This window comes from Microcystis aeruginosa NIES-843 (assembly GCF_000010625.1).
Classification (GTDB): domain Bacteria; phylum Cyanobacteriota; class Cyanobacteriia; order Cyanobacteriales; family Microcystaceae; genus Microcystis; species Microcystis aeruginosa.
Genome location: NC_010296.1, coordinates 310968 through 335408 on the forward strand (window position 1 = coordinate 310968; position 24441 = coordinate 335408).

Here is a 24441-nt window from a genome sequence, read left to right on the forward strand (position 1 = left end):
ACCTAACGCACCCTACGCCTACTTAATTAAACAAAGAAATTACCCACTGGAATGTTCCCTAAAGCTGGCAAAGCACCAGTAAATCCGGTGATATTTATTAATAAATCATTGCTGGATTGGAAGCCAGCCGCGCTATCATTAATAACGAGGTAAGTTCCAGCTATTGCACCGGTTGTTACCTGCACTAAGGCGGCACTATTAACCCCTAATCCTTGATTACCTGTAGTGGCTCCATTGGCATCAGTAAATACCTGATTGATTAAATTCTGTAAAGTGGTGACAGTGCTATTAGCAGCACGACTGAAATTGCTAGGCGCACTCGTGGCAGTTCCACCTTGAGTTAATAAGTCGATTTTATCACTATTGATGGCAAAATCTGTGATACGATCCCTTGTTGATATGGTAGATTGACCAAATTGGAAGATAAAAGTATCTGCACCTAAACCACCGGTTAAAGTATCAATTCCCGCACGTCCATTGATTTGATTAATGCCACTATTTCCAGTGATTTTATTGTTACCGGCGTTACCTGTACCGTTAATATTATTACTGCCAATTAGTCTGAGATTTTCGACATTGTTGGGTAGGGTGCGAGTGAGAGTGCTTTGCCAAGTATCAGTAATGATAACTTCTCCTATTCCCCCTTCGGGATTGATGGTAGCATTAACGGGATTTGACAGGGTTACTGTAAAAGCTTCATCAGGTTCATTAAGGTTATCATTGAGGATGGGAATGCTAATAGTAGCGGTGGCAGTATTAGCAGCAATGGTGATAGTTCCAGTTTTGCTAGTGTAATCTACATTAGCGGTAGCGTTAATGGGTGCAGTGGTATAGTTGAAGGTAATTGGTTGCGGGTTGGGGTTATCAACTGTGACGGTGAGGATGGCATGATTATCTTTACCTTCCACCACGGTGATGTCATTAATGGAGAGTTGCGAGGTGACACTGGTATCATCATCGGTAATTGTCCCCGTGGCTGCGTTAGGAGTACCTACTGTATAACCTGTCCCCGAAGCGAGGGTTAAAATAACAGTTTCGTTACTTTCTACTATTGTGTCAGCAGTGGGGTCAACGATTACGGTAACAGTCGCAGAATTAGCTGCAAAGATGACACCCGTGGGAATAGAAGCGTAATCGGTTCCATTGGTTGCTGTCCCTCCAATACTGTAATTAACCGTTAAAGGATTGGTTGTGGAACCACTACGAGTGAAGGTATAAACAAGATTAGCTGTCCCATCTTCAGTAACACTACTGGGAGAGACAGCAAGAGTAATACTAGGGAAATCTTCCTCAGGAGCAATTGTTACAATTTGATCGGAAAATTGTAGTTTTTGAATACCGTATAAAGTGTCTATGCCATCCCGATTAGCTACTGAATCAGTTATCGTAAATACTCCTTGATTGCTAGTCCATGAATACTGAGACCGATTGCCAGTATAGACGGCAGTATCATCTCCTAAACCACCGTAGAGAGTATCACTTCCAGAACCCCCATCTAAACGGTCATCTCCCTGTTCTCCAAACAAAGTATCATTACCCTTAAATCCTCTCAATGTATCATTGCCTAAACCACCAAATAGTTGATCATTATAAGTATAAAAGTCATCACCATCAATAGACTGATTGAGGTTAATTGTATTAAAGATAAAATCACTTGCCTGTAAGAGAGTCGGATTAATGCCATTGAGTTTTAGCTGAGATTGAACACCGTCAAAAAAAGTAGTGATTAACGCATTATTTTTGCCATCATTACTAATTAGTAATTGTAGGGTAGCCCAATCACTCAGGTTCAAGCTACTCACATCAATTTTGTCCTGTCCCTGGACAAAATCCATCGCTACATCACTGGTGTTTGTGTTTAGAGGGTAGGCAAAGTTAAAGACATCATTACCTGTCCCACCGTAGAGAGTATTATTCCCAGAACCACCTTCTAAACGGTCATTTCCGGCTAGACCAGAAAGTGTATCATTGCCTCCCAACCCATAAATGTTATCATCCCCAGAAGTTCCAGTAATATTATCATTCCCATTAGTCCCCGTAAAATCCGCCTGTTCTACTTGAATAATTTCGCCATTTACTATAATTGTTGTCTGGTCATTCTCTGCTCGTAAAGCCTCCAAGGTTGCCACATCCAGACTATTTCCCTGCACCAACTCTGCAAAAATTGCCCCCTCATCTCCCGCACTATCCACCTGATTAACTTGAGCATCCACATAATGCCCAATTTCTTCTAAAATCACATTAATTATCGCTGCTGAAGAAGCTGTATTCAAAAAAGATGCTGATAGATAAATCTTATTCGTACTACTGGAATATGCACCATTCGCCGTCCCCAAAACTTCACCACTAAGTACCTCAATTGGGGGAAGTTGACTAAAATTTCGGCTTTTCCACTGCTGTCGTAATTCTGTCGCCTTAACCACATCATAACTTGCTCCAAAAGCGATGGCCAAATTCGCCCAAAAGCCATCAGATTGAGCGAAATTAAACAAAACATCGTCAACAGCAGGAAGAATCGGCAAAAGAGAAGAAGTCATGATATTAACTGTAAAGGTTTATTGCTAACATTTTTAGCTCAACAATCCCCAATCTTTCAAGGGGGATATAACAAAAATTTACAGAAAACGGGTTTCTCAAAGAAACCCGTTTTCTCAGTTATTGCGAAGATGCGATCGCTAACGTCAAAGCGAGGCAGTTATTTGCTTAATTTTAGAGGTTTGCTGGCCAATTAGCATTTTTTGTGATAGATTGTAACCATAGTAACTTTTTATACTTAATTGTCAGTAATAATCATGAATGCTACAGCAATACGTCAACAAATAATTGAATCATTAGCTAATCTTTCTGGCGAACAATTATTGCAAATTAGAGAGTTAATCGAGCAAAATTTTTTGCCTCAAATTAAACCTAAATCAGAAGAAGAAAGACAACAGTTGATTAAATCATTACAAGGTAAATATGCTCATGCACCCACCAGTAGTGAAGATTTTGCCCAACAAAAACAAGCAGAAATTGATTGGGAGGAGCGTAATAGATGAATATCATTTTAGATGCTTGTGCTGTAATTGCTTTTGTTCGTAATGAAACAGGAGCGGATCTTGTCAGAGAAACCATCACTAATCAAAATAATAAAAAAATGATTCATGTTGTTAATCTTTGCGAAGTTTACTATAATTTTTATTGCGACATAGGAGAATCAGAAACAGAAAAACTAATTCAAGAATTAAGTGATATTAACATAAAAACTCGCTTTGATTTAAGTAGCAAGTTTTGGCGACAAGTAAGCCAATATAAGGCACTAATTAAGCGCATTTCTTTAGCTGATTGTTTTGCTTTAACTTTAGCCAATCAAGAAAAAGGAATTTTACTTACTTCTGACCGAAAAGAATTTGAACCGATTATTCCTCTTAATATTTGTCAGATTAATTTTATTCGTTAATAAGTCCAGAAAACGGGTTTCTCGAAGAAACCCGTTTTCTCAGTTGAGAATCTCGGAGAAACCCGTTTTCTAGATATTAGGATAAGATTATTGGATTCTTGCCAAAGACTGCTTAAATTCTGCGAGAGAATTAGCGGTAGCTGCTAATTTTAGTAGCTCTTCTAAGATAGTAGGGTTAGTCATTTTGCCGATTATCTCTTCAATTTCTGAAGAAATCTCTCCAAACCGCACAGTTAAAACTGTTTTTATGGCATCGCGGCTTTTTTCTAGCACCCCAATTTCCTTACCGCGTTCGATTCCTCGTAACTCCCCAATTTCCTTACCAATTTCTTTACCGCGTTCGATTCCTCGTAACTCCATATTACTCATTAAAGGCATGGTTCTTTCCTCCTCAAATTGTTTGATTTTACTCTCTAAACTTGACTGCAATTCAGGGGATAAAGTCATCATATTGTCGATGATTTCAAACAGTTTAATTATCTGTTCCCTCTCGAACTCCTTTTCATATAATCCCCTGATTAACTTCCACTTCCACTGTTCCCGTTGTGGCAGCTTCCCAATAGTCGCTTTTGTTTTCAGGTGTGCCATGACTATTATAGCAAAGGGATTGCTACTTGTTTCCAATTAGTCACTGATAACTGATAACTGATAACTGATAACTGATTAGTTGGTGAACTTCAGGAAAAAAGAAGTATAAAAACGCTTCAAAATACTCGCTTAATGCTTCTTTCCAGGGTTCATCATAATTGGCGGTTGTTTGGTTCATTTGAGTTGTTTGCTTACTCGTAGGCTGTGAAGCGCGATAGCGTAATGCACCGATTTAATAATAGGGGTGAATGGTGGTAATCTGGGGATTTTGTGGTAAAAAAGCGGATATTTGTTCGATTCCGTCTTGATTGGGAGAGAGAATAACCGTGGCGACTTCTGGAATTACCCCAGCTTGGAGACTTTGATAATCGGTAACACCAGCATCGAGGAAAACTACAGTATTTAATTCGGGTGCGGTTAAACCCTGATTTCTCACACTATCCACCTGATTAGCTTGACTCAAGCCATCAGATTGAGCAAAATTGAACAAAACATCGTCAACAGCAGGAAGGCTCGGCAAAAGAGAAGAAGTGATGATATTAACCTCAAGGGATGACTGCGACTATTTTGTGCAAACAATCGCCAATTTTTCAAGACCCCTGTAACATCAATTAACATTTATACAGAAAACGGGTTTCTTCGAGAAACCCGTTTTCTCGATAATATTCACGATAACCCTATTATGCCTAAGATCTACCGTCTTGCCCAAGGTCATTTAAACCTATTGGAAACCTGTCCACCCAGATTTCAAAAAGTCTATCTAGAGGAACTTAACACACCGGCTGACCCTGAACAATTGCAGCGGCAAGAATGGGGCAGTCAGTTTCACCTATTATTACAGCAGCGGGAATTAGGACTGCCGATCGCATCTTTATTACGGGAAAATGAACAGTTAGAACATTGTTTAACGGCCCTATTAAAGGCTGCCCCGGCAATTGCCCAAAATCCGGGAGAAACCAATCGAGAAGCGGAACATTGTCGCAGTTTAACTGTGGGTAATTATTTATTAACGGTTATCTATGATTTAATTTTATTAGAGAGCGATCGAGCGGTAATTTTTGACTGGAAAACCTACTTAAAACCTATCGATGCTGACCAACTAGCCAAAAATTGGCAGACGAGACTTTATCTGTATGTGTTGGCAGAAACTTCTGCTTATCCTCTTGATAGTTTATCGATGACCTATTGGTTTGTGCAGTTACCCCGCAGCCCCGAACAAATTACTTTTAACTATAATCGGAAACTACACCAACAGACAGGGCGAGATTTACGCCGTTTATTGAAGGATCTCGATCGCTATCTATCAGCATACCAAAATGATTTAGTTGATTTTCCCCATCGTCCCGATTGTCAGCTTCATTGTCCCTATTATCTTAGACAAGAGCGATCGGACCCAATAGACTTACCCTCGATCGAGGATATCCCTGAAATCAATCCTTTTGTCTAAATCAGTTATCAGTTATCAGTTATCAGTGATCAGTGATCGGATCTAAGTAGCTGGTTATAATTAAATTAAAAATGGATTTTGCCTTTAATCCCCCCTTGATAAGGGGGGTATCTGATAATTTTTAACGCCTACCTACTTAAGTTTTAAGTTAGTTAGTTAGTTAGTTATAGCACTTTTCACGTTACTGAGGTATCGACAAGTTTTGCCAACAAAGGGTTTAATATCCTTGCCCATACCTCATTCTGATGAAAACTGCTATATTTATCTTCATCTTTATCCCTGTTTACTGTTTACTGATAACTGATCACTGATCACTGATCACTGATTACTGACAATTCTCCTTCTCCGCCGCGTTAACCATAGTCGATAATAATAAAAGACAGATCGATCGCTTGCGCTCATGACCGGCAACCACTACCAAACCTTAGAAATCAGCCATAAATCGACCCCTGACGAGATTAAACGGGCCTATCGGCGTTTAGCCAGACAATTCCATCCCGATAGTCAAAACGATAGTGCCAGTCACGATAAAATCGTCGCTATTAACGCCGCCTACGAGATTTTAAGCGATCCGAGGCTAAGAAAGGACTATGATAACCAACTAATCGCCAATTTTCCCGAAAAACGCGGCCAACGCACTGCCACTGCCCAAGCAAATTACCATCGTTACAAAGAGGCAGTCCAGGAAGACGAGGCCCTGGTGAAACAGTGGTATAACCAGACCTATAGCCCGATTAATCGTCTGATCGGTCAAATTATCCGGCCTCTCAAAGGTCAGATCGATCACCTATCCGCCGATCCCTTCGATGATCAGTTAATGGCTGTTTTTCAAGACTATCTAGAAACCTGTCGCCAAAATCTCGATCGAGCCAAAACCCTCTTTTGCCAACGGCCCAACCCTGCCAAAATGGCCAAAGTGGCCGCTTCTCTTTACTACTGTCTCAATCATCTCACTGATGGACTAGAAGAATTAGAAACCTTTACCCTTAACTACGATGATCGCTCTCTCCACACCGGTCAAGAAATGTTTCGCATGGCCCAGCGTTTACAGGTAGAAGCTAAACAGATAGCCAGTCAGTGCCAAAATTAAATCTCTAGCCATGGGCAAAAAAAAAGACGAAAATAGATCAAGACCAGATTTACCCAACCCTAGCTTAACCCCGATGAGAGACAAACAATCAGAAATTACCAATATATCCACCCCTAGAGATTCTGATCTTTATTCCTTGCCTCCGGCCGTCCAACGGGCTGCTAATATCCTTTTACGTCAGGGAAGAATCGGTTTTTGGACGCAGATTGTCCTGGGCGTAATTTCAGGGGTTTTATTACTCATTGCTACCGCTAGTTTATTAGGGACGAGACAACGCACTTCTGGCATTGAAATCGGTGTTTTATGTGCCATTGGTGGGGCTGGTTTCTTGGTGGTCGCCATTTTCTTTTCCTCTCGTTACATGAAAATTGCCCGTCAAATGTTGAGGGGTGATCAAGATAGTCGCCCGAAAAAATCCGATACTATTCAGTTAATCCGTCAGGGTTTAATCGCTAATATTATCGGGATGTTTTTAACGATTTTGGGAGCGCAAGCGTTAGCGGGAATCGTCTTAATTAAATCCCTCAATGTTCCCCAAGGTACTTTTAATGTTGCCTCTAACCCCAGTCAATTTGTTAATTCGGTTGATCTGTTAATTGTGCAGGCTAATACTAATACAATTCTCGCTCACTTTACTGGTATCGTTACTTCTTTGTGGCTTCTTAACCGTATTACTTCTAAATAAATATGGCCATGCAACGCACCCGTTTAAGTACGCTGGCTAATGTCACCAGCAGTCGATTTAATAGCTTTTTTGGTAATCCTTGGCGACGGATTTCCCTACAGATAATTTGTGTTTTATTTGGAATTTTTTCTGGTCAAGCAATTGTCACCACTGCTGGACAAACTGCTCAATGGGATGTCACCGCGGCCGGTTTATTAGTGCTGTTTACGGAGGCGATTAGCCGGATTGTTTACCGAAAAAGTTCTCAGGCTAAACCCGCACCGATTCTGCGAGAATCTTTCAATTTACTCAAAATTGGTATCACCTATAGTTTATTTCTAGAAGCCTTTAAAATTGGCTCTTAAATAGGGTTGGCTGAAAATGTTTCTTGGTGGGGTGAGGATTCAGGAGCCAGTCGGGGAAAGTGGAAACCTTGCCCTTAAGTGCCGACCGGCAGCGAGCAATCGTAGCCAGCCTAGACAGAACAAGTGTATTAGTTAAGCTGCCCAACGATACCCTTACTCCATGGCGCTTCTCAGGAAAATAAGGATTTCAGACGTTCATTCTCATTAGTACATTAAAATTACCCAGCTTTAGCATAGGCTCTGTAAGACTTTTAGCCATGGCTAATATATTCATACGGGAGAAGTTCAGTTATAATTAAATTACCAAATTATATTTAGGGCAAATTTTTTTAATCATCATGCCACAACAATCCTTAATCGCTAAAACCCTGACAGAGCAAGCCGTTACCCCCCCCCGCACAAAATCGTTTAAATGTCAAGCTTTTTAGAAAAATATTTTTATTGTCTCCCCTGTTGTTTTGGGAATTATTGGGTTTAGAAGTTAGCTCAGTTAAAGCAGTAGAAAACCTACAATGTCCCGTTATTTCTAGGGAAGAAGTTGATACTAATGCTCTTAAAAGAGAAATTGCTAATTATTCAGCCACTCTGCGAGTCTATCCTAGCGATCTGGGTACGATTAAACTTTATCTTCAACGGGGAATGGCCCGAGAAAAAATCAACGATCAAAACGGTGCGATCGATGATTTCAGTCAATACATTTGGTATAGTAATTATAATGCTCCCGCCTTCAAAGATCGACAGTTACTAGCTCAAGCCTATTATCAAAGAGGTGTGTTAAAGTTAGCCATGGTGATTGAGGGAGAAAAAACCCCTATAGCCGCCGAGGAAATCCCTGTTATTGAGGAAAAAACCCCTATAGTTGAGGAAATCCCTGTTATTGAGGAAGAAACACCCTTGATTGAGCGAGAAAGCCGAATCAAGGATCAGCATCAGCTAAAATTATTAGAAGCTGCTCGCTCAGATTTTCAGCAAGCCTTTAAGTATAATCCCAATAAAAGCGAAGTTTACTTTAACCTAGCAATTATTGCGTCTTTGCTCAATCATCAATCCTTGGCTTTAGATTATTACCAGCGTTTCATTGGTTATGAAACTGAAGATTATCGCGGCTATTATCATCGAGGACAGCTATACTCTCAGTGGGGAAATTATGCAGAGGCTATCAAAGATTATGATCTGGCTATTTTATACAAACCCGATCTAATTGAAGGCTATTATAATCGGGCTATAGCTTTAGAAAAGATAGGGGGAAAACGAGAGGCTTTTAAGGATTATAAAATCGTTTTAAAATGCTCACCCAAACTATTTTTAGCCAAGAATGCTCCTAGCAGTTATCAAAACCGTGCCAGAGTACAAATTGAAATGGCTGACGAGGAAGTCGAATTAGCCAATTTATCTTCTAATTCCCCCCAAGGGTATCAAACAGCGATCGAGTATTATAATGGAGCAATCAAAGATCTAGCACTTGTCATCCGTATTAATCCCAACTACGATAAAATTCCCCATTCTAGAGCATTTCTTAAACGGGGTTATGCTCACCTAAGACTCAACAATAATCAAGGGGCAATTCAAGATTATAACCAAGCAATTTATCTGCAACCCCAAGACGCAAAAGCCTATGTATATCGGGGGTTAATGCGAGCGAATAAATATCAAGAATACGCGGGAGCTTTAGAGGATTTTACTGCGGCAGTAGCACGAAATCGTCATGATGCAGCCGCTAACTATCATCGGGGGTTAGTGCTGTATAAATTGGGGCGTTATCAGGAGGCAGTAGATAATTATAATATTGCCTTAGCCCAAGATGATGGGATTAATACACCTAGTTTTACTTCTCGATCTGTCTGTAGCGAAAATATCCGAGAATCTGCCGAGAAAAATTATTTTTATGACTCCAGAGAAACTGATTTTCGTCCTAATTATAATGTCTCTTGTCATGCTCTGGCCCGGGGAGATGCTTATTTTGCTCTGAAAAATTTTGCTGCGGCCGAAAGAGATTATACTACTTATATAGTTGCCTATCCTAACGATCCAGAAGGCTATCATAAACGGGCTAATGCGCGTTTTGAAAAAGGGGATAAACAGGGAGCGATCGAGGATTATAATGTATTCCTACAAAAAGTCCGTGATGCGAGAATTTTCTATAGTCGTGGTAATAGTAGCGCTGACGTGGGAGATGATCAAGGAGCGATTACAGATTATCTGCAATCTTTGAGCATTAATCCTATCGATGTGACAGCGTATAGTAATCGGGGAAATGCACGCACTGATACCGCTACTATTCCCGATAATGTACAAGTAACACCGAGAATATCGGAGAATCCGATCGCCTATAATAATCGTGGTATTATTCGACGACAAACTGGGGATAAGGAGGGTGCTTTAGAGGATTTAGATAAGGCAGTTAGCTTGAATTCCAATAATCCGATCGCCTATAATAACCGGGGAGTTATTCGCTTTGATTTGGGAGATAATGCCAGTGCTTTGGAGGATTTAAATATGGCTATTTCTCTCCAGTCTAACTATGCTGAAGCTTACTATAATCGAGGTTTAGTTAAGGAAAAAATGGGCGATAAGAAGGCAGCGATCGCTGATTATCAATTAGCAATTACTTATCAGCCAAATTATGGCGAAGCTTATTATAATTTGGCGCTTGCCACCTACGACGATAAAAATCCTAGTAGTCGAGTAGCGAGCCTTAACTATTTGCAAAAAGCCGCTAATGCTTTGATAAAAACTGGTAATTTAGAACTGTATGAACGCGCGGTAGAATGGATGTTAAAAATGCAGTAATTTCTCGAAAAAATAAGCTCATTTTTGACAAAGACTTCAAGACTTGGCTATTTCAAGCCTTCAAAGAGCGGGGGAGTCTCTTATTGCCGATCAATTAGCCGCTAATCATCATGCTCTTGCTCAAGAGCTACAGCAAGTTTTAGGAAAGCAACGGTTGAAACAGATTCCAGAGAATGGATTAAGATTACTTCCTAGATATCGTCACAGTGGCGAGGATTTAGTTATACTTGAAGAAAGCTCTATAGATTCAACTCAAATTGTCTTTAATCAAGAAACTGAAGCTAAAATAGAGAGAGTCTTAGATGAACATCGTCAACGACAAAAATTAGCTAAGTATGGATACTTACCAAAGACCAAACTTCTTTTCTGGGGGCCTCCTGGGTGTGGTAATAAGATTAAGTGCTGTTATTTCTAGACCCAAGGAAACCCAACAAAAAGATTCAGACGGATTTAGGTGTTGGGTGTTGGGTTGCGCTTTTCCTGGGAATTGAGAGGTTTTCTTTAACATATTTATTCGCTCAAACCAACCTACGGACTACGGACTACTGATTAACTAGAAATTTGGGAAAAGATTAATAAAGGGTTTTTTATTTTTCCAGCGATAGGTATTAAAATCTCGATTATCAATTGATAAGATACGTCCATTTCCTAACTCTTCTGCTAAGATAACTAGAGAGGCATCGGCTAAGTCCATTGGCAGACTTTGATATTGTTTCATAAGGTCTTGAATTCTTTCTAGATGAGTATTTTCAAGGTGGAATAATAGAAATTTTTGGGGATGTCTCTCAAATACGTTCATTAATTTTATTTGTTTTTCAACTCCTGTATAGAGATTTGGAGAACGTTGTAAAAGAAGATGACAACTTTCTGTTAAAACACACCAAGTTGTAATTAGTGGTTGAGAAGAATACTGTGCTAAGGTTTGCTGTGCTATTAGATGATATTGATCTTTATTGTTAAATAAAGCCACCCAGAATCCAGTATCAACGATGATCATATTTAGCTTTTAATCCTTCTTTGAGAACAGATTTATAATTAGTAGAAAGGTCGGATTCTGCACTAATACAACCGATTAATCCAGATTCTTTTAAAATGTCTAGGGTACTTTGAGCTTCAGGGTTTATTTTTGCTGCAATCTCTGGCTTTTTTGCCAAGGAATAGCGTTTTTTTAATAACTCAATAAAATCAATCAGTAAGTTTTGTGCTTCTTCAGGTAATTGGTTAATATCTTCTTGAATTTGTTCTAAGTTAATCATTAATTTTCCTCCGTTAAGATTTTTAAATGGGCTGCTAATTTTTAAGCCACATAACGAATAATTTTAACTTCTGCTCCTTTATTAACAGGAATAGAATTATCGTCCGTTGGGTTGACCCAAGGAAACCCAACAAAAAGATTCAGACTGATTTAGGTGTTGGGTGTTGGGTTGCGCTTTTCCTGAGAATTGAGAGGTTTTCTTTAACATATTTATTCGCTCAACCCAACCTACGAACTCTAGCTAAAGTAGGTTGGGTTGAGGCACGAAACCCAACAATACACCCAAGGAAACCCAACAATACACCCAAGGAAACCCAACAAAAAGATTCAGACGGATTTAGGTGTTGGGTGTTGGGTTTCGCTTTCCCTGAGAATTGAGAGGTTTTCTTTAACATATTTATTCGCTCAACCCAACCTACGAAACTCACCCCCCTAATTGTTGTAAAATCTGCATCACCTTTTCATAAGCAGCCATATTATTCTGTTGGAGGAATAATATAGCTGCTTGTTGTAGATCAATTTTTACTTTTTCGGGTTGTCCTAATATGGCATATAAAATACTACGACTGACGTAAGCACCAGCATCATTAGGATTAATGTCAATAGCTTTGCTGAAGTCAGAGAGGGCTAAATCGTATTTCTGCTGGTTATAGTAAAGAAGCCCCCGATTGTAGTAAGCATTAGCATAATTAGGATTAATGTCAATAGCTTTGCTGTAGTCAGAGAGGGCTAATTCGTATTTCTGCAAGTCAGAGTAAAGATTCCCCCGATTGTTGTAAGCACCAGCATCATTAGGATTAATGTCAATAGCTTTGCTGAAGTCAGAGAGGGCTAAATCGTATTTCTGCTGGTTATAGTAAAGAAGCCCCCGATTGTAGTAAGCCTCAGCAAACTTAGGATTAATGTCAATAGCTTTGCTGTAGTCAGAGAGGGCTAATTCGTATTTCTGCAAGTTTTTGTAAAGATTCCCCCGATTGTAGTAAGCCTTAGCATAATTAGGATTAATTTCAATAGCTTTGCTGTAGTCAGAGAGGGCTAAATCGTATTTCTGCTGGTTATAGTAAAGATTCCCCCGATTGTAGTAAACCTTAGCATCATTAGGATTAATGTCAATGGCTTTGCTGTAGTCAGAGAGGGCTAATTCGTACTTCTGCAAGTTTTTGTAAAGATTCCCCCGATTGACGTAAGCCTCAGCATAATTAGGATTAATGTCAATGGCTTTGCTGTAGTCAGAGAGGGCTAATTCGTACTTCTGCAAGTTTTTGTAAAGATTCCCCCGATTGACGTAAGCCTCAGCATAATTAGGATTAATGTCAATGGCTTTGCTGTAGTCAGAGAGGGCTAAATCGTACTTCTGCAAGTCAGAGTAAAGAACCCCCCGATTGACGTAAGCCTCAGCATAATTAGGATTAATGTCAATGGCTTTGGTGTAGTCAGAGAGGGCTAAATCGTACTTCTGCAAGTCAGAGTAAAGAACCCCCCGATTGTTGTAAGCCATAGCATAATTAGGATTAATGTCAATAGCTTTGCTGTAGTCAGAGAGGGCTAAATCGTATTTCTGCAAGTCAGAGTAAAGATTCCCCCGATTGTTGTAAGCCATAGCATAATTAGGATTAATGTCAATGGCTTTGGTGTAGTCAGAGAGGGCTAATTCGTACTTCTGCAAGTTTTTGTAAAGATTCCCCCGATTGACGTAAGCCTCAGCAAACTTAGGATTAATGTCAATAGCTTTGCTGTAGTCAGAGAGGGCTAATTCGTATTTCTGCAAGTTTTTGTAAAGATTCCCCCGATTGTTGTAAGCATCAGCAAAATTAGGATTAAGTTCAATGGCTTTGTTCCAGTCAGAGAGGGCTAATTCGTATTTCTGCAAGTCAATGTAAAGATTCCCCCGATTGGAATACCAAGCAGCACGGGGAGCGAGATCAATTGCCTGAGTAATTGCGGCTAATCCCTCATCATAGCGTTTTAATTTATCTAATACTGCCCATTTCTCGTTATAGTAATTGGGGTTATTGGGAAGCAGAGAAATCGCCTGATTAATCACCGTTAATGCTTGCTCATAATTTTCTCTGGCTTCTCTTTCTCTACCAGCACTTGTTGAGAAGTCACCTAAAGAGCGATAAACTCCACTTTGCCGTTGTAAAATACTACTGTGAAAGTTCTTTAAATCTTCCCCTTTAGGTAAGGTATTAATCGCTTGTTGCAAAGCTTCTATAGCTGGTTGATCTTTATCTAAAGCACCTAACGCTAATCCCTTCCCATACCAAGCTAAATAGACATTCTTGGGGTCATTTTGCTTAATCGCTTCATCAAAGGCTTTAATTGCTTCCTCATGCCTTGCTAACCGCCATAATTGTCCCCCCCTTTCTATCCAAATATCCGCTGTTGCATTCGTATTAGGAACAATAATACTATCAATCGCTTGAATAATTTCTAGTTTTTGTTGCTGGCTAACTTGGGGTTGAGCAGTGGTTAATAATTGCGGTTTTACCTTCAATCTCTCTTGCAATCCCATAAAAGTGCTAATGGGAATCCCCAAACTAAACCCTAACTGAATTTTCCCCCCCCCTGCTCCTTCTGAACGTCCATGAATCCCTATTACTCTCCCCTGGGAGTCTAAGACTGCACCGCCACTCATGCCCCCAAATGTGATGCTGGTATAAACTAATTCATACCCTCCGGTTAAAGAAGCAACACTTTGTAATGTTCCACTTTGTTGCGTGCTTAAGTCACTTTGGCGGGTTTGTAGTAATCCCTGTTCTTTACCCCCAATTATACCTCCACTAAACAACCATTTCGAGGGATTGTTGCCAATTTTGGGGAAGCCTGCCGCAAAAACAAAATCACCGCTATTTGGGTTATAATTCGCTATTTCCGCAACGGGATAATTGTCCTGGCTTTCAAACTGAAAAACTGCTAAATCTACCCCTTCCTGCCGGATGATGGTGCTTTTCTCGATGTTTCGAGTTTTGCCGTCCCTGGTGACGACGGTGTAGGTGAAATTGACACAGGTTTTCTCCTCGGCGATTTTTTCGCAGAGGACGTGAGCGGCGGTTAAAACTGTGTAAATATTCCCTTTTTTAGCGATAATTACGCCACTTCCATTGGCTTTACTGCTACTATCGATCCGGACGGTGAAACCCTTGGCTTTTGTTTCTAATTCGGCGATATAGCCAGTATAGGCGGTGGTTTCTATATCGGGGTTCACCTGCGGTAGGGGCAGGTTATAGGCGCTGAGGATTTCGGGCCGGATGTAGGTTAATAGGGTATTGATGGGAATGCCCCAATTAACCGCTCTCATCTGTTGGATTTCTGCGTCTGTGGGTTTCGTACCGTCCTCGTAGATGTAGTTAGAGAGAATCGGATGGGCCGATCGCCCGTTAAGGCCGATTAACTCATCCTCGAAAAAGATACCACCGCCACTCATTCCCTGCACGATATCGCCACTATAACCGACGCTGTAGCCCTCCCGGAGGGGTCGATCGCTTGTTTGTTCAATTTTCCCGTTATCGGTGGTGTACTGCCCCGTTTCTGCGGAATAACCGGTCACGGTGATATCTAGTCCCGCTTCAAGGGGAATGGCGCTAATTTTGGCGATCGGATAATTCCTAGTATCGCTAAACTCCACTAGGGCCAGATCCTTATCTTTTAAAAGGGAATTCGGCACGATCGAGGCTGTGCGGGTTTGGCCGTCGTGGGTTTGGATCTGTAGGGTTTTCGCGCCGCGGATAACGTGAGCGTTGGTCAAAACGAGATATATACTGCCTTTTTTCCCGATAATGATTCCCGATCCCCGATTTATCTCGCTAGTAATCTTAACAGTGACTTGACGGATCGATCGCTCGATCTGCGCGTTTGGGCTGTCTTCCGCCACGATCGCCGGAGCAGAGAAAGGGGATAGCGCTTTAACCGGTACGACGGGCAGAAGTAGGAGGCTTAGGAGTAGGGGAAAGGGTTTCAACATGGTTATTATGGGGAAATTCGGGGTAAAACAGCGAAAATTCTAGCGGGTGGGAACGCAATTATTTTGCGGGCCAGCAGATCTCGTACCACAGGGTGCGTCGCGATCGGCGAGTGGTGCTTTGGCGAAAAACTCCGTCATCGAGATATAGGTTTTATCTCCGGAATTCTGGAGGAGCATATCCGAGCTTTTCCCCTCTAGGATGTCCATGAGTTGTTGCAAGACTAAATCTGGATTATCGTGGGGTTTAAGGGTAAAAAGTTGGCTATTACCATCGCAGGGATCGCCGGATCGTGAAACGCTGCAGATGATCGGGTATCCCTTCGCCCGGCCGGTGGTGAGATAGTTAAAACGCCCTTGATTATAGGCTTCCTGGAATTTTTTCGTGACTTCCTCGCAACGAACCGGGGAACGTTTGGAGAAATATTCCGATTTCCAGCCGATAATCCGCACATTGCCGCTCCTTTGGGGAATCCAAGCCAGGGTGGCGGGGATTTTTCCTCCCGATGCGCGATCGAACACCTCTTTACAGAAGAAGGTGACGCCATTCGGGGTGGTCGATTGGCTGAAACCGGGGGCGATACCACCGAGGAGGACAGTGGCGAGGAGGCCGACGCAAGCGAGACGGTGGGAAATATGTCTAGAGTTCATAGGGATAGTTCCTCAGAAAATAGGGATTAGAATCGTGATTAGGGTCAAAATGGGATTATTTAAGGGTTAGCGGCGGCGTTGAGGGTGTAGCGACCCGATTCACCCCCTTCGCGAGAGGTGGCCACTAGGATATAAACTCCATCGGCAGGTAATTCGGTTACGAGTCGAGCGTTAAAATCCCCGGGGGCGCGATCGACGCGCTGGTTACTACGGGCGACCTGTGGGTATTTTGTCCCCTCGGAAGATTGGAGAACGCGATAGAGGACAAGATAGGGAGCGATCTCGTTGCTGTTCATATCCAGAACGATTTTCTGTCCGGCACGACCCTCGAACCCGTAATATTGCTCGTTTTGGTCTTTGGTCAAGTTGCCTTGAACGGTCTGACCGTTAAGAGGGAGGGCGAGTAACTGTATCCGATCGTCCTGTCCTAATGTTGAGACGGTGGAGACATCGCCTGTTTTAACTGCGGTGAGGAAAGCTTGCAGGCGATCGAGGGAAACGGCGAAATTAATCCCGCTCTGGGTAAGGCCGATCGGGTTTCCCGCACCGTCGTAAACGTAACTCCCGATATCGCCTGCGACGTTAACCCCCACCACTTCCCCCCGTGAATTCAAAAGCGGCCCGCCGGAATTGCCTTTGTTGATATTAGCGTTGTGTTGTACGATGCCTTTTTCGGGGTCGAGACGGCTGATAATGCCCTGGGTGAGGGTGTTTTGATAGTCCTCGTTTAAGGGTGTGCCGATGGCGAAAACGCTTTCGCCGACTTTGGCGGAGTTCGGACGGGCGAGGGGAAGATAGGGCAGGTTTTGGCGGTTATAAATCCGCAGGACGGCTAAATCCACGCCATTTTTAGCGAAGCCGATCACGTCTGCCGAGGCCTGCTGTCCGTTGGAAAATTTCACCGTCACCACCCGGGGGCCGTCCGCAACAACGTGGGCGTTGGTAATGATGATACCGTCGGGACTGACCAGAAAGCCGCTACCGTGGCCGCTGCCATTTTTGACGGTGACGACGGCGGGGCTGGCTTTCTGATAGACTCTAGAAGCGGTCTGCTCCTGGGCGAGGATGGGTGGAATGTTTTCCATCAGGAAGCCTCCGGGTTGAACGAGTAGGCCAGTGGTGGCCAGTAGCACCGATAGGGTGAAAGTAATTGGTTTCATCGGGTTGGCTCCTCTTTAGTCGGGGGATACTTGCAAGGATGTTATCGTTGGTTTTTTTCCAATTATGCGATTAAGTTTTAAGTCTTCAGGTTGCTTTTTTCACAAAAGTTTAGAGGGGGAGAGCGATCGCTCTCCCTTGCAACTTACGCACCTATCTGCCGTAGTGCTTCTATGGCGCTGTTGTACATTTCTGTGTTTCCCTGCTGGCGAAATAATTCGGCGGCCGTTGTTAGATCGGCGATCGCATTTTGTCTCTGGTTAAATGCGAGATGGACGTATCCGCGGAAATGGTAAGCGTAGGCAGCGCGGGGGTTTAGTCGGATCGCGGTGTTCAGGTCTTGAAACGCCGGCCGCCATTGTTCGCGAATCGTGTAAATCATGCCCCGACCGAGGTAAGCTTCGGTATAGTCTGGATCGAGTTCGATCGCTCTGGTGAATTGAGCGAGGGCGAGATCATATTTTTCCTGTTGGATGTAGTTAATTCCCCGGTTAAAGTGGGCGATCGCTTCTTTGTAGTTCGCTTGAGTGATCAGGGTTTCGGCTGGTTGTCGGCTTTCTAGGGCCATAACGGGGCGAACAGTGGCGAGGGTGGAGAGGCCGATTAGACTGACGGTGGTGAGAAGGGCAAAGGATTTCATGGGTAGTGCCTCGGTGAGGGTGATTTGAACTTCTACCTAATTCATCGGTTGCTTTTTTGAGAATATGCAGGATAGGGCGATCAATTTTTTTTCCTTTCGGGTACAAAAGGAAAAAGCGCGGCAATCGGCATCGCTTTGTTATCATTTAGTGAAAAATACTTGTTTTTTTTGATGCAATATGGTAAGCAAATCCCCGACGATTACTGATGCGGAATTAATTCGCCTCAGTTGTCAGAACCCGGAATTAGGCTTTGAACGCAATGCAGATGGAACGTTAGTCACTATGCCCCCGATCGGAAGTATTTCAGCGAATCGAGAACTGAAAGCCGGCGCTCGCCTGCTCTACTGGGTCGAACAGAACGGGTTAGGAGAGGTATTTAGTTCTAGCGGCGGTTTTAAACTGGCCAATAGCGCGGTACGCTCTCCCGATGTGGCTTTCGTGGCGAGAGAACGTTTACCGTCCGGTTGGCAGGAAAGGGAGGATGAATTTCTCGATCTCGCGCCGGATTTCGTGATCGAGATCCGTTCTAAAACCGATAGTTTATCCAAGTTAAAGCGGAAAATGGAGGAGTATCGGGAGAACGGGGTGAAGTTAGGATGGTTGATTGATCGCCACAATAAACAGGCTTTCGTCTACCGTCAGGACGGGACGATTACCTGTTATCCCGAGAACGCGATTTTAAGCGGGGAAGATGTGGTTCCGGGGTTCACCCTAGCGCTAGAAATCTTGCTGTAAGATCGATCGCTTTTTTCGGGGTGAGATTCAAAATCGATCGAGTATCTAGACCGCGCCTAATTGCCGTAGGAATTGCAGGGCTTTTTCGCGTGCTGGCGCGTTCCCTTGCTGGCGGAACAGTTCGGCGGCTTGTCGGAAATCCTCGATCGCTTTTTCCTTGTCTAGCCGATAGACGTAAGGAAACCCAACAATAGACCCAAGGAAACCCAACAATAGACCCAAGGAAACCCAACAATACACCCAAGGAAACCCAACAAAAAGATTCAGACGGACTTAGGTGTTGGTTGTTGGGTTTCGTTCCGATGACCCAACCTAGGAAAGGATGCGATCGCTTTTCGTTCTCTAAAACAGTGATCGCACCAAGATGACAAGCACTGTAGCATAACCCACCGAATATTATAAAATTGGTGGTGCGTTACATTTCATGCTTGGCGAAATCCGGCAAAATAAGCTTTAACCTCATGCCAGAAATTTTCAGACTGGAAGGCTATGTTTTCTTTTTCTATGCCAATGAAGGCAATGAACCCATGCACGTTCACGTTCGACGGGGCGGCGGATATGCTAAATTTTGGCTAGAGCCGCTAGAATTGGATTATGCTAAAGGTCTAAAAACCAAAGAAATTGTTCGGGCTGAAGTTATCATTACAGAAAATATAGAAATAATACGGAGGAAATGGCACGATGTATTTGGTACATGAAAGCATAGTAAAAGCTCAAAAAGTTTGGGTTGAAGATAAATGGATTTGTATTCGTTTAGAAGACGATAGAGAAATTCGTTTTCCTGCTTATAAAAATAAACGCTTATCAAAAGCAACCTTTGAACAATTAGCAGAGGTTGAGTTAATTTGTGATGGCACGGGATTACATTGGGAAACCTTAGATGAGGATTTGTCCATCATTGGCATTTTAGAAGGAAGATTGGGTGCTTAAATGTTAAATGCTTAAAAAAAATCGGCTCTACCGAACCTAGTAATCATAGCAATTACCGTCGGTTGGGTTGACGTAAAAAAACCCAACAAAAAGATTCAGACGGACTTAGGTGTTGGGTGTTGGGTTTCGCTTTCCCTGAGAATTGAGAGATTTTCTTTAACCTAAGTAGCTGGTTATAATTAAATTAAAAATGGATTTTAGGTTCGATCCCCCCTGCCCCCCTTGATAAGGGTAGGGCTGTTTCATTTAAATTAATTACAGCTGATTTTGAGTCAATAAATTTGACCGAAGATTCTCAAGTTTATCTTTTTCTAATCAAAAGAGTTAGTCACAATAACTAATCTTTAATCTTCTGCCAATATTTATTATGAATAAATTGATAAAGCCTGTTCCCAAGCCACTAAAAGCCTATCTCTCTTGAAATTGTCTGAGAGTACATCCTGTTAATTTAGCTAATTTTTCTGCTTCTTACGTCGATAAAACTATCAATTTTTCCCAACGTTCAGCTAACCACCTCTGTCCCTCTGTTATTGAGAGAAAACCCAAACCTCTGAAAAGATTCAATCCTATAGTTGTGAGAATTGACCAATTGCTGGCCGCTTGAAAATCACTTATCTCGCTTTTATCTTCCTCAAAAATTACATCTTTTACCCAATGTAACTGATTTTCTATTTTCCAATGTCCTCGAATAATTTTAGCAAATACTTGAGCGGATTCGGTTAGGCTACTGATATAGTAAGCTGTTTCTTCATAGGTTTTATCCCCGCGACTACCCTTTCTTTCTACTTTAATAACTCTTCGCAGATTTTCAAACCCTTGTCTTTCATTTTTTCTCACTTTAAAAACTTCTATTTTTCTTGATATTTTTCGTCCATGACTATTATCTTGTTCAAGAAAGCAACTTTCTGGCTTTGAGGAATTACTCAGGTCTTGTATTCGCTTATAAAGATTTTTCTGATTTCCTTTAACGGTGATAACATAATCATTTTTAGTCTTGGCTATTAAGCTGATTGTTTTTTTCTGACAGTGTAAAGCATCGCCAGTAAAAACTTTATTTTGGAGAGAGCAATCCTCAATTATAGCTTGCCCTTCGTCGATTTCAGACCCTTTTTTGTTTTCCATTCTTTTTAAGTGTAATACTAATCCACTTTCTTGACTAAACAATGAGACAAACATGATAAAATTTTGTTGTTCATTATTAGGATTCTTTAGGGTGTTTTTGAGACTTTTTCCATCCATACCTAGCCAATTTATATCATCTCTTTGTCCATATTCTTCTAATGCCCATTCATTAAACATTTTTAACAAACTCTGCCAGTCAACTCCCATCATTACCCTTCTAATTGTTGAATAGGATGGGACTCTTTCTGGAATTATGTTAAATTCTTTACTGAGCCTGTGCCGATTATTTTTAGCAAACTCTCCTAGTTCTCTATAACCTGAGTATCCTAGCATTGTTCCCAGTATTATTACTACTAATACTATCCATAAAGGGTGTCTTTTTCCTTTATCTTTCCTAAAGTCCTTGACTTGTTTCAGTTTTTCTATTAAGCTCAACATATATTTTAAAGGTTGGCGGTCACTCCTCATTTTACCTGATAGTGATCGCTTTTACTTTTGATATTCTGATGGGAGAATGAAACAGCCCTACCCTTGATAAGGGGGGTGTCTGACAACTTTTAACGCCTACCTACTTATTTATTCGCTCAACCCAAGCTACGAAATTAGACTTTGATTAAGTATTGACTGATTCTAGATGCCTTAAAATCTGTTTTCTTAAATCATCCAAATAATTTTCTACCACCTCCCAAACTGTATTAAGGTCAATTCCCCCTAAATAATCATGTACTAAAATATTCCTAAAACCAGAAATATTACGCCAGTCAACATTGGGAATATTTGCCTTTAATTCCTCCGAAAGCCTTTGAGTTGATTCTGCCAAAGTTTGTAAGCGTCTAATGATAGCATCGCTGATCATTGAATTAGCAAAAAACTCCTGTTTTCCTCCTTGGGAATAGTCCTTAATTTTATCAATACAGTCTAAAATATATTCAAGATAAACTCGATCTTCATTCATAACTTAATTGCCTCCTTTAAGATTCGCTGTTTAATTAGATGATGAAGGCTTTTTTCAGTTACTACATCCACTTTACACCCTAAGAGAGCCTCTAAATCAACTAATAATCCACCGGGAAACCAAGGGGATGTTTTAGCTAAATCATAATCAATTAAAAAATCAATATCACTATTTTCGGTTTCCTCACCTCTAGCAACGGAACCAAATACACGCACATTAAAAGCACCATGTTTGGTGGCAATTTTTAGGATATCCTCTCGTTTGTCTTGTATGAGTTGTTTTAAGGTCATAAAATAACATCCATCCCGAAGGTTTTTAATGAACAATTAACAGACTAGACTAGAAAAAACTAAATACTGATAACTCACCCCCCCACTTATTGCCCTAATTGCTGCAAAAATTGCATCACCTTTTCATCAGTTGCCATATTATTCTGTTGGTGGAATAATATAGCTGCTTGTTATAGATCAATTTTTGCTTTTTCGGTTTGTTTTAATTTGGCATATAAAAGACCACGACTACGGACTTTATGAACGGTGGCTAAATAAGTAATCATTGATTTCTCATTTCAGGTTCGCATTAGATTATATTCTTCGCGGATTGATGAAGTTAGAGATTCCAATAAGATTAATTTTTCCTCAATTGACAGGTTTTTTCCTTGTTTAATTAATGTTTGTAAAGGCATTTTTTTTAAATCAAATTCAGGCACAAGTAGAGCCAATTCTTGTGTTTGTTGATTTTGTAAGTCAGTAATTAATTCTTGTAAAAATAAAGAATCATTACTTAAGTCCGAAATTTCATCTTCATAGTTTTCGAGAGCTTCTATTTGTTGAATACGGTCACTATAATTTTTGAGAAGGGATTCGAGAGCTTCGATAATAAATTGGATGTCTTTAAATGATAGAGTTTTCATAGTTTACCTCAACTTACACGATAAAAAAATTCACCAATTACCCTTAAAGCGTGTTGATAGGTTTCTATTGACATGGGAAATAAGGGTTTCCATAACCAGTGATTACCTCGATCATTAATTAATTCTAGCTCACTGGGAATAGAAATTCCCCGATCTAGTTTCCACCAGTTGTTTCCTATTCCCTGAACGGAAAAGGTCGAAATTCCCCCCGGTGTTTGTCCATCGACAAGGGTTTCTTTTACCCATATTTGCCCATTATTTTCATAGATAGCAATATCTTTGTTAGGACGAACATAATCCATTCTGGGAGATGTAGCATTACCTCTACGGTATAAATCAACGGGTGTTTTTATCATTTGTCACCTCCCTAATTCGCGTAAAAGTTGCATCACCTTTTCATAAGTTGCCATATTATCCTGTTGGCGGAATATTATAGCCGCTTGTTATAGATCAATTTTGGCTTTTTTGGTTTGTTTTAATTTGGCATATAAAAGACCACGACTACGGATTATAGTAATCATAGCAATTATCGTCGATTGGGTTGACCCAAGGAAACCCAACAAAAAGATTCAGACGGATTTAGATTTTGGGTGTTGGGTTTCGCTTTTCCTGAGAATTGAGAGGTTTTCTTTAACATATTTATTCGCTCAACCCAACCTACGAAACTACGAAACTCTAAAGTAGGTTGGGTTGAGGCACGAAACCCAACAATACACCCAAGTAAACCCAACAAAAAGATTCAGACGGATTTAGGTGTTGGCTGTTGGGTTTCGCTTTTCCTGAGAATTGAGAGGTTTTCTTTAACATATTTATTCGCTCAAACCAAGCTAGGGACTGCACCTAGTTTTTTACACACAATTCCTGATGGTTTAAAATAGCTTCTGATACCTCAATGAGCAGAAAAGCGATCGCATCTTGATGATCCGCGTCGGTTAAAATGGTTTCGAGGGTGCTAGGGGTGGGAATTTCGTCCCCATCTGCCAACATAAAGGAAATATGACCTTTTAAGGCTTCAGTTGCCATTTTTTTCGCTTCTTCGATGGTTTCTCCTGCACTAATACAACCCGGAAAGTCATAAAATTGTACCCCATAATCACTATGGTTATCTTTATGAACGGTGGCTAAATAAGTAATCATTGATTTCTCCTTTATCGTAATTTAATACCGGCTTGTTTTTCGATACTGATTAGGGTTTTAAGGGGAATATCCTTTTTAGGGTGAGGAACAGTCACTTTCCCTTTTTTATGGGGATGTTTAAAATGATGATGACTTCCTGTTGTACCTACTTGATACCATCCCTCATCCTTCAGTTTTTTGATAATTTCTCGACTTTCCATAATTGATGATTTCTATTTCACCCCCCTAATTGCTGCAAAAATTGCATCACTTGTTCATAAGTTGCCATATTATTCTGTTGGCGGAATATTATGGCTGCTTGTTGTAGATCAATTTTTACTTTTTCGGATTGTCCTAATATGGCATATAAAACACCACGACTACGGATTATAGTAATCATAGCAATTATCGTCGATTGGGTTGACCCAAGGAAACCCAACAAAAAGATTCAGACGGATTTAGGTGTTGGTTGTTGGGTTTCTACCGTAGGTTGGGTTGAGGCACGAAACCCAACAATACACCCAAGGAAACCCAACAAAAAGATTCAGACAGATTTAGGTTTTGGGTGTTGGGTTTCGCTTTTCCTGAGAATTGAGAGGTTTTCTTTAACATATTTATTCG

The 24441-nt window shown here is 41.2% G+C and carries 29 protein-coding genes and 1 pseudogene; 12 read left to right on the forward strand and 18 right to left on the reverse strand.

Annotated features, from left to right (window positions below):
• Positions 1-26 precede the first annotated feature (26 nt).
• Positions 27-2537 (reverse strand): Calx-beta domain-containing protein, encoded by a 2511-nt coding sequence (locus MAE_RS01585; RefSeq protein ID WP_012264031.1) that lies wholly within the window; start codon positions 2535-2537, stop codon positions 27-29.
• Positions 2538-2792: 255 nt separating this feature from the next.
• Between MAE_RS01585 and MAE_RS01590 the strand changes: the two genes are divergently transcribed.
• Complete coding sequence (locus tag MAE_RS01590; RefSeq protein ID WP_002747004.1) at positions 2793-3038, forward strand: hypothetical protein; 246 nt, start codon at positions 2793-2795, stop codon at positions 3036-3038.
• On the forward strand, positions 3035-3439 hold the full coding sequence (locus tag MAE_RS01595; protein ID WP_041803649.1) for a type II toxin-antitoxin system VapC family toxin: 405 nt from the start codon (positions 3035-3037) through the stop codon (positions 3437-3439). The genes MAE_RS01590 and MAE_RS01595 overlap by 4 nt, the downstream gene beginning before the upstream one ends.
• Before the next feature lie 87 nt (positions 3440-3526).
• On the opposite strand, the gene MAE_RS01600 is transcribed toward MAE_RS01595, so the two are convergent.
• Genes MAE_RS01600 through MAE_RS01605 form a run of 3 tightly spaced genes read right to left on the reverse strand, consistent with a single transcriptional unit; the run spans position 3527 to position 4562 of the window.
• Positions 3527-4027 carry a hypothetical protein gene (locus tag MAE_RS01600; protein ID WP_012264033.1) on the reverse strand — a complete coding sequence of 167 codons (501 nt, stop codon included), beginning with the start codon at positions 4025-4027 and terminating at the stop codon, positions 3527-3529.
• A 40-nt stretch (positions 4028-4067) separates the two neighbouring features.
• Complete coding sequence (locus tag MAE_RS33910; protein WP_164516998.1) at positions 4068-4205, reverse strand: hypothetical protein; 138 nt, start codon at positions 4203-4205, stop codon at positions 4068-4070.
• Positions 4206-4259: 54 nt separating this feature from the next.
• The gene (locus MAE_RS01605) at positions 4260-4562 is read right to left on the reverse strand and encodes a DUF4347 domain-containing protein (RefSeq protein ID WP_050766262.1); all 303 of its coding nucleotides are present in this window, start codon (positions 4560-4562) and stop codon (positions 4260-4262) included.
• A gap of 147 nt (positions 4563-4709) precedes the next feature.
• Between MAE_RS01605 and MAE_RS01610 the strand changes: the two genes are divergently transcribed.
• The 6 genes from MAE_RS01610 to MAE_RS33075 all read left to right on the forward strand — a co-directional run bounded on the left by MAE_RS01610 (position 4710) and on the right by MAE_RS33075 (position 10798).
• A complete protein-coding gene (locus MAE_RS01610) occupies positions 4710-5474 on the forward strand; it encodes a PD-(D/E)XK nuclease family protein (RefSeq protein ID WP_012264035.1) in 765 nt (254 codons plus the stop codon).
• Between the two features lie 400 nt (positions 5475-5874).
• Positions 5875-6564 (forward strand): J domain-containing protein, encoded by a 690-nt coding sequence (locus MAE_RS01615; RefSeq protein ID WP_002763029.1) that lies wholly within the window; start codon positions 5875-5877, stop codon positions 6562-6564.
• A gap of 73 nt (positions 6565-6637) precedes the next feature.
• The gene (locus tag MAE_RS01620) at positions 6638-7249 is read left to right on the forward strand and encodes a DUF3611 family protein (RefSeq protein ID WP_002800798.1); all 612 of its coding nucleotides are present in this window, start codon (positions 6638-6640) and stop codon (positions 7247-7249) included.
• 2 nt (positions 7250-7251) lie between these two features.
• Complete coding sequence (locus tag MAE_RS01625) at positions 7252-7593, forward strand: DUF565 domain-containing protein (RefSeq protein ID WP_002763032.1); 342 nt, start codon at positions 7252-7254, stop codon at positions 7591-7593.
• Between the two features lie 441 nt (positions 7594-8034).
• A complete protein-coding gene (locus MAE_RS01630) occupies positions 8035-10383 on the forward strand; it encodes a tetratricopeptide repeat protein (protein WP_041803651.1) in 2349 nt (782 codons plus the stop codon).
• Between the two features lie 43 nt (positions 10384-10426).
• Positions 10427-10798, forward strand: a complete 372-nt coding sequence (locus MAE_RS33075) for a hypothetical protein (RefSeq protein ID WP_012264038.1) — start codon at positions 10427-10429, stop codon at positions 10796-10798.
• Between the two features lie 138 nt (positions 10799-10936).
• On the opposite strand, the gene MAE_RS01640 is transcribed toward MAE_RS33075, so the two are convergent.
• The 6 genes from MAE_RS01640 to MAE_RS01665 all read right to left on the reverse strand — a co-directional run bounded on the left by MAE_RS01640 (position 10937) and on the right by MAE_RS01665 (position 18048).
• Entirely contained in the window at positions 10937-11380 is a 444-nt protein-coding gene (locus tag MAE_RS01640) for a type II toxin-antitoxin system VapC family toxin (RefSeq protein ID WP_002761104.1), read from the reverse strand.
• Entirely contained in the window at positions 11367-11639 is a 273-nt protein-coding gene (locus tag MAE_RS01645; RefSeq protein WP_002774769.1) for a hypothetical protein, read from the reverse strand. Before MAE_RS01645 ends, MAE_RS01640 begins: the two co-directional genes overlap by 14 nt.
• Before the next feature lie 423 nt (positions 11640-12062).
• Positions 12063-15602, reverse strand: coding sequence for a serine protease (locus MAE_RS01650; RefSeq protein WP_012264040.1), 3540 nt, complete (start codon positions 15600-15602; stop codon positions 12063-12065).
• 39 nt (positions 15603-15641) lie between these two features.
• A complete protein-coding gene (locus tag MAE_RS01655) occupies positions 15642-16250 on the reverse strand; it encodes a COP23 domain-containing protein (RefSeq protein ID WP_041803654.1) in 609 nt (202 codons plus the stop codon).
• Between the two features lie 59 nt (positions 16251-16309).
• Positions 16310-17410 (reverse strand): S1C family serine protease, encoded by a 1101-nt coding sequence (locus tag MAE_RS01660; protein WP_012264042.1) that lies wholly within the window; start codon positions 17408-17410, stop codon positions 16310-16312.
• Between the two features lie 143 nt (positions 17411-17553).
• Positions 17554-18048, reverse strand: a complete 495-nt coding sequence (locus MAE_RS01665) for a tetratricopeptide repeat protein (RefSeq protein WP_041803656.1) — start codon at positions 18046-18048, stop codon at positions 17554-17556.
• 178 nt (positions 18049-18226) lie between these two features.
• Between MAE_RS01665 and MAE_RS01670 the strand changes: the two genes are divergently transcribed.
• From MAE_RS01670 to MAE_RS01685, 4 genes are all read left to right on the forward strand, one after another.
• A complete protein-coding gene (locus MAE_RS01670) occupies positions 18227-18784 on the forward strand; it encodes a Uma2 family endonuclease (protein WP_002763043.1) in 558 nt (185 codons plus the stop codon).
• Positions 18785-18804: 20 nt separating this feature from the next.
• Positions 18805-18978, forward strand: a complete 174-nt coding sequence (locus tag MAE_RS33080) for a hypothetical protein (RefSeq protein ID WP_155120266.1) — start codon at positions 18805-18807, stop codon at positions 18976-18978.
• A gap of 267 nt (positions 18979-19245) precedes the next feature.
• Positions 19246-19482 (forward strand): DUF4160 domain-containing protein, encoded by a 237-nt coding sequence (locus tag MAE_RS01680; protein ID WP_041803658.1) that lies wholly within the window; start codon positions 19246-19248, stop codon positions 19480-19482.
• Positions 19466-19714 carry a DUF2442 domain-containing protein gene (locus MAE_RS01685; RefSeq protein WP_002785172.1) on the forward strand — a complete coding sequence of 83 codons (249 nt, stop codon included), beginning with the start codon at positions 19466-19468 and terminating at the stop codon, positions 19712-19714. The genes MAE_RS01680 and MAE_RS01685 overlap by 17 nt, the downstream gene beginning before the upstream one ends.
• A 468-nt stretch (positions 19715-20182) precedes the next feature.
• Here MAE_RS01685 and MAE_RS01690 read toward each other — a convergent pair whose 3' ends face one another.
• The 8 genes and pseudogenes from MAE_RS01690 to MAE_RS01725 form a co-directional block, all read right to left on the reverse strand.
• The gene (locus MAE_RS01690) at positions 20183-21274 is read right to left on the reverse strand and encodes an ISAs1-like element ISMae8 family transposase (protein ID WP_012264046.1); all 1092 of its coding nucleotides are present in this window, start codon (positions 21272-21274) and stop codon (positions 20183-20185) included.
• Positions 21275-21449: 175 nt separating this feature from the next.
• Positions 21450-21791, reverse strand: coding sequence for a HepT-like ribonuclease domain-containing protein (locus tag MAE_RS01695; protein ID WP_012264047.1), 342 nt, complete (start codon positions 21789-21791; stop codon positions 21450-21452).
• The gene (locus tag MAE_RS01700; protein ID WP_002763046.1) at positions 21788-22081 is read right to left on the reverse strand and encodes a nucleotidyltransferase family protein; all 294 of its coding nucleotides are present in this window, start codon (positions 22079-22081) and stop codon (positions 21788-21790) included. The genes MAE_RS01695 and MAE_RS01700 overlap by 4 nt, the downstream gene beginning before the upstream one ends.
• An 86-nt stretch (positions 22082-22167) precedes the next feature.
• Positions 22168-22347 (reverse strand): annotated as a pseudogene (locus MAE_RS01705) (hypothetical protein).
• A gap of 12 nt (positions 22348-22359) precedes the next feature.
• Positions 22360-22704: a hypothetical protein gene (locus MAE_RS01710; RefSeq protein WP_002798281.1), complete on the reverse strand. Its 345-nt coding sequence runs from the start codon at positions 22702-22704 to the stop codon at positions 22360-22362.
• Positions 22705-22712: 8 nt separating this feature from the next.
• Positions 22713-23060 (reverse strand): hypothetical protein, encoded by a 348-nt coding sequence (locus MAE_RS01715; RefSeq protein ID WP_012264049.1) that lies wholly within the window; start codon positions 23058-23060, stop codon positions 22713-22715.
• A gap of 484 nt (positions 23061-23544) precedes the next feature.
• Positions 23545-23841, reverse strand: coding sequence for a type II toxin-antitoxin system HicB family antitoxin (locus MAE_RS01720; RefSeq protein ID WP_002763050.1), 297 nt, complete (start codon positions 23839-23841; stop codon positions 23545-23547).
• An 11-nt stretch (positions 23842-23852) separates the two neighbouring features.
• Positions 23853-24041, reverse strand: a complete 189-nt coding sequence (locus MAE_RS01725) for a type II toxin-antitoxin system HicA family toxin (protein ID WP_002768607.1) — start codon at positions 24039-24041, stop codon at positions 23853-23855.
• Between the last annotated feature and the right edge of the window lie 400 nt (positions 24042-24441).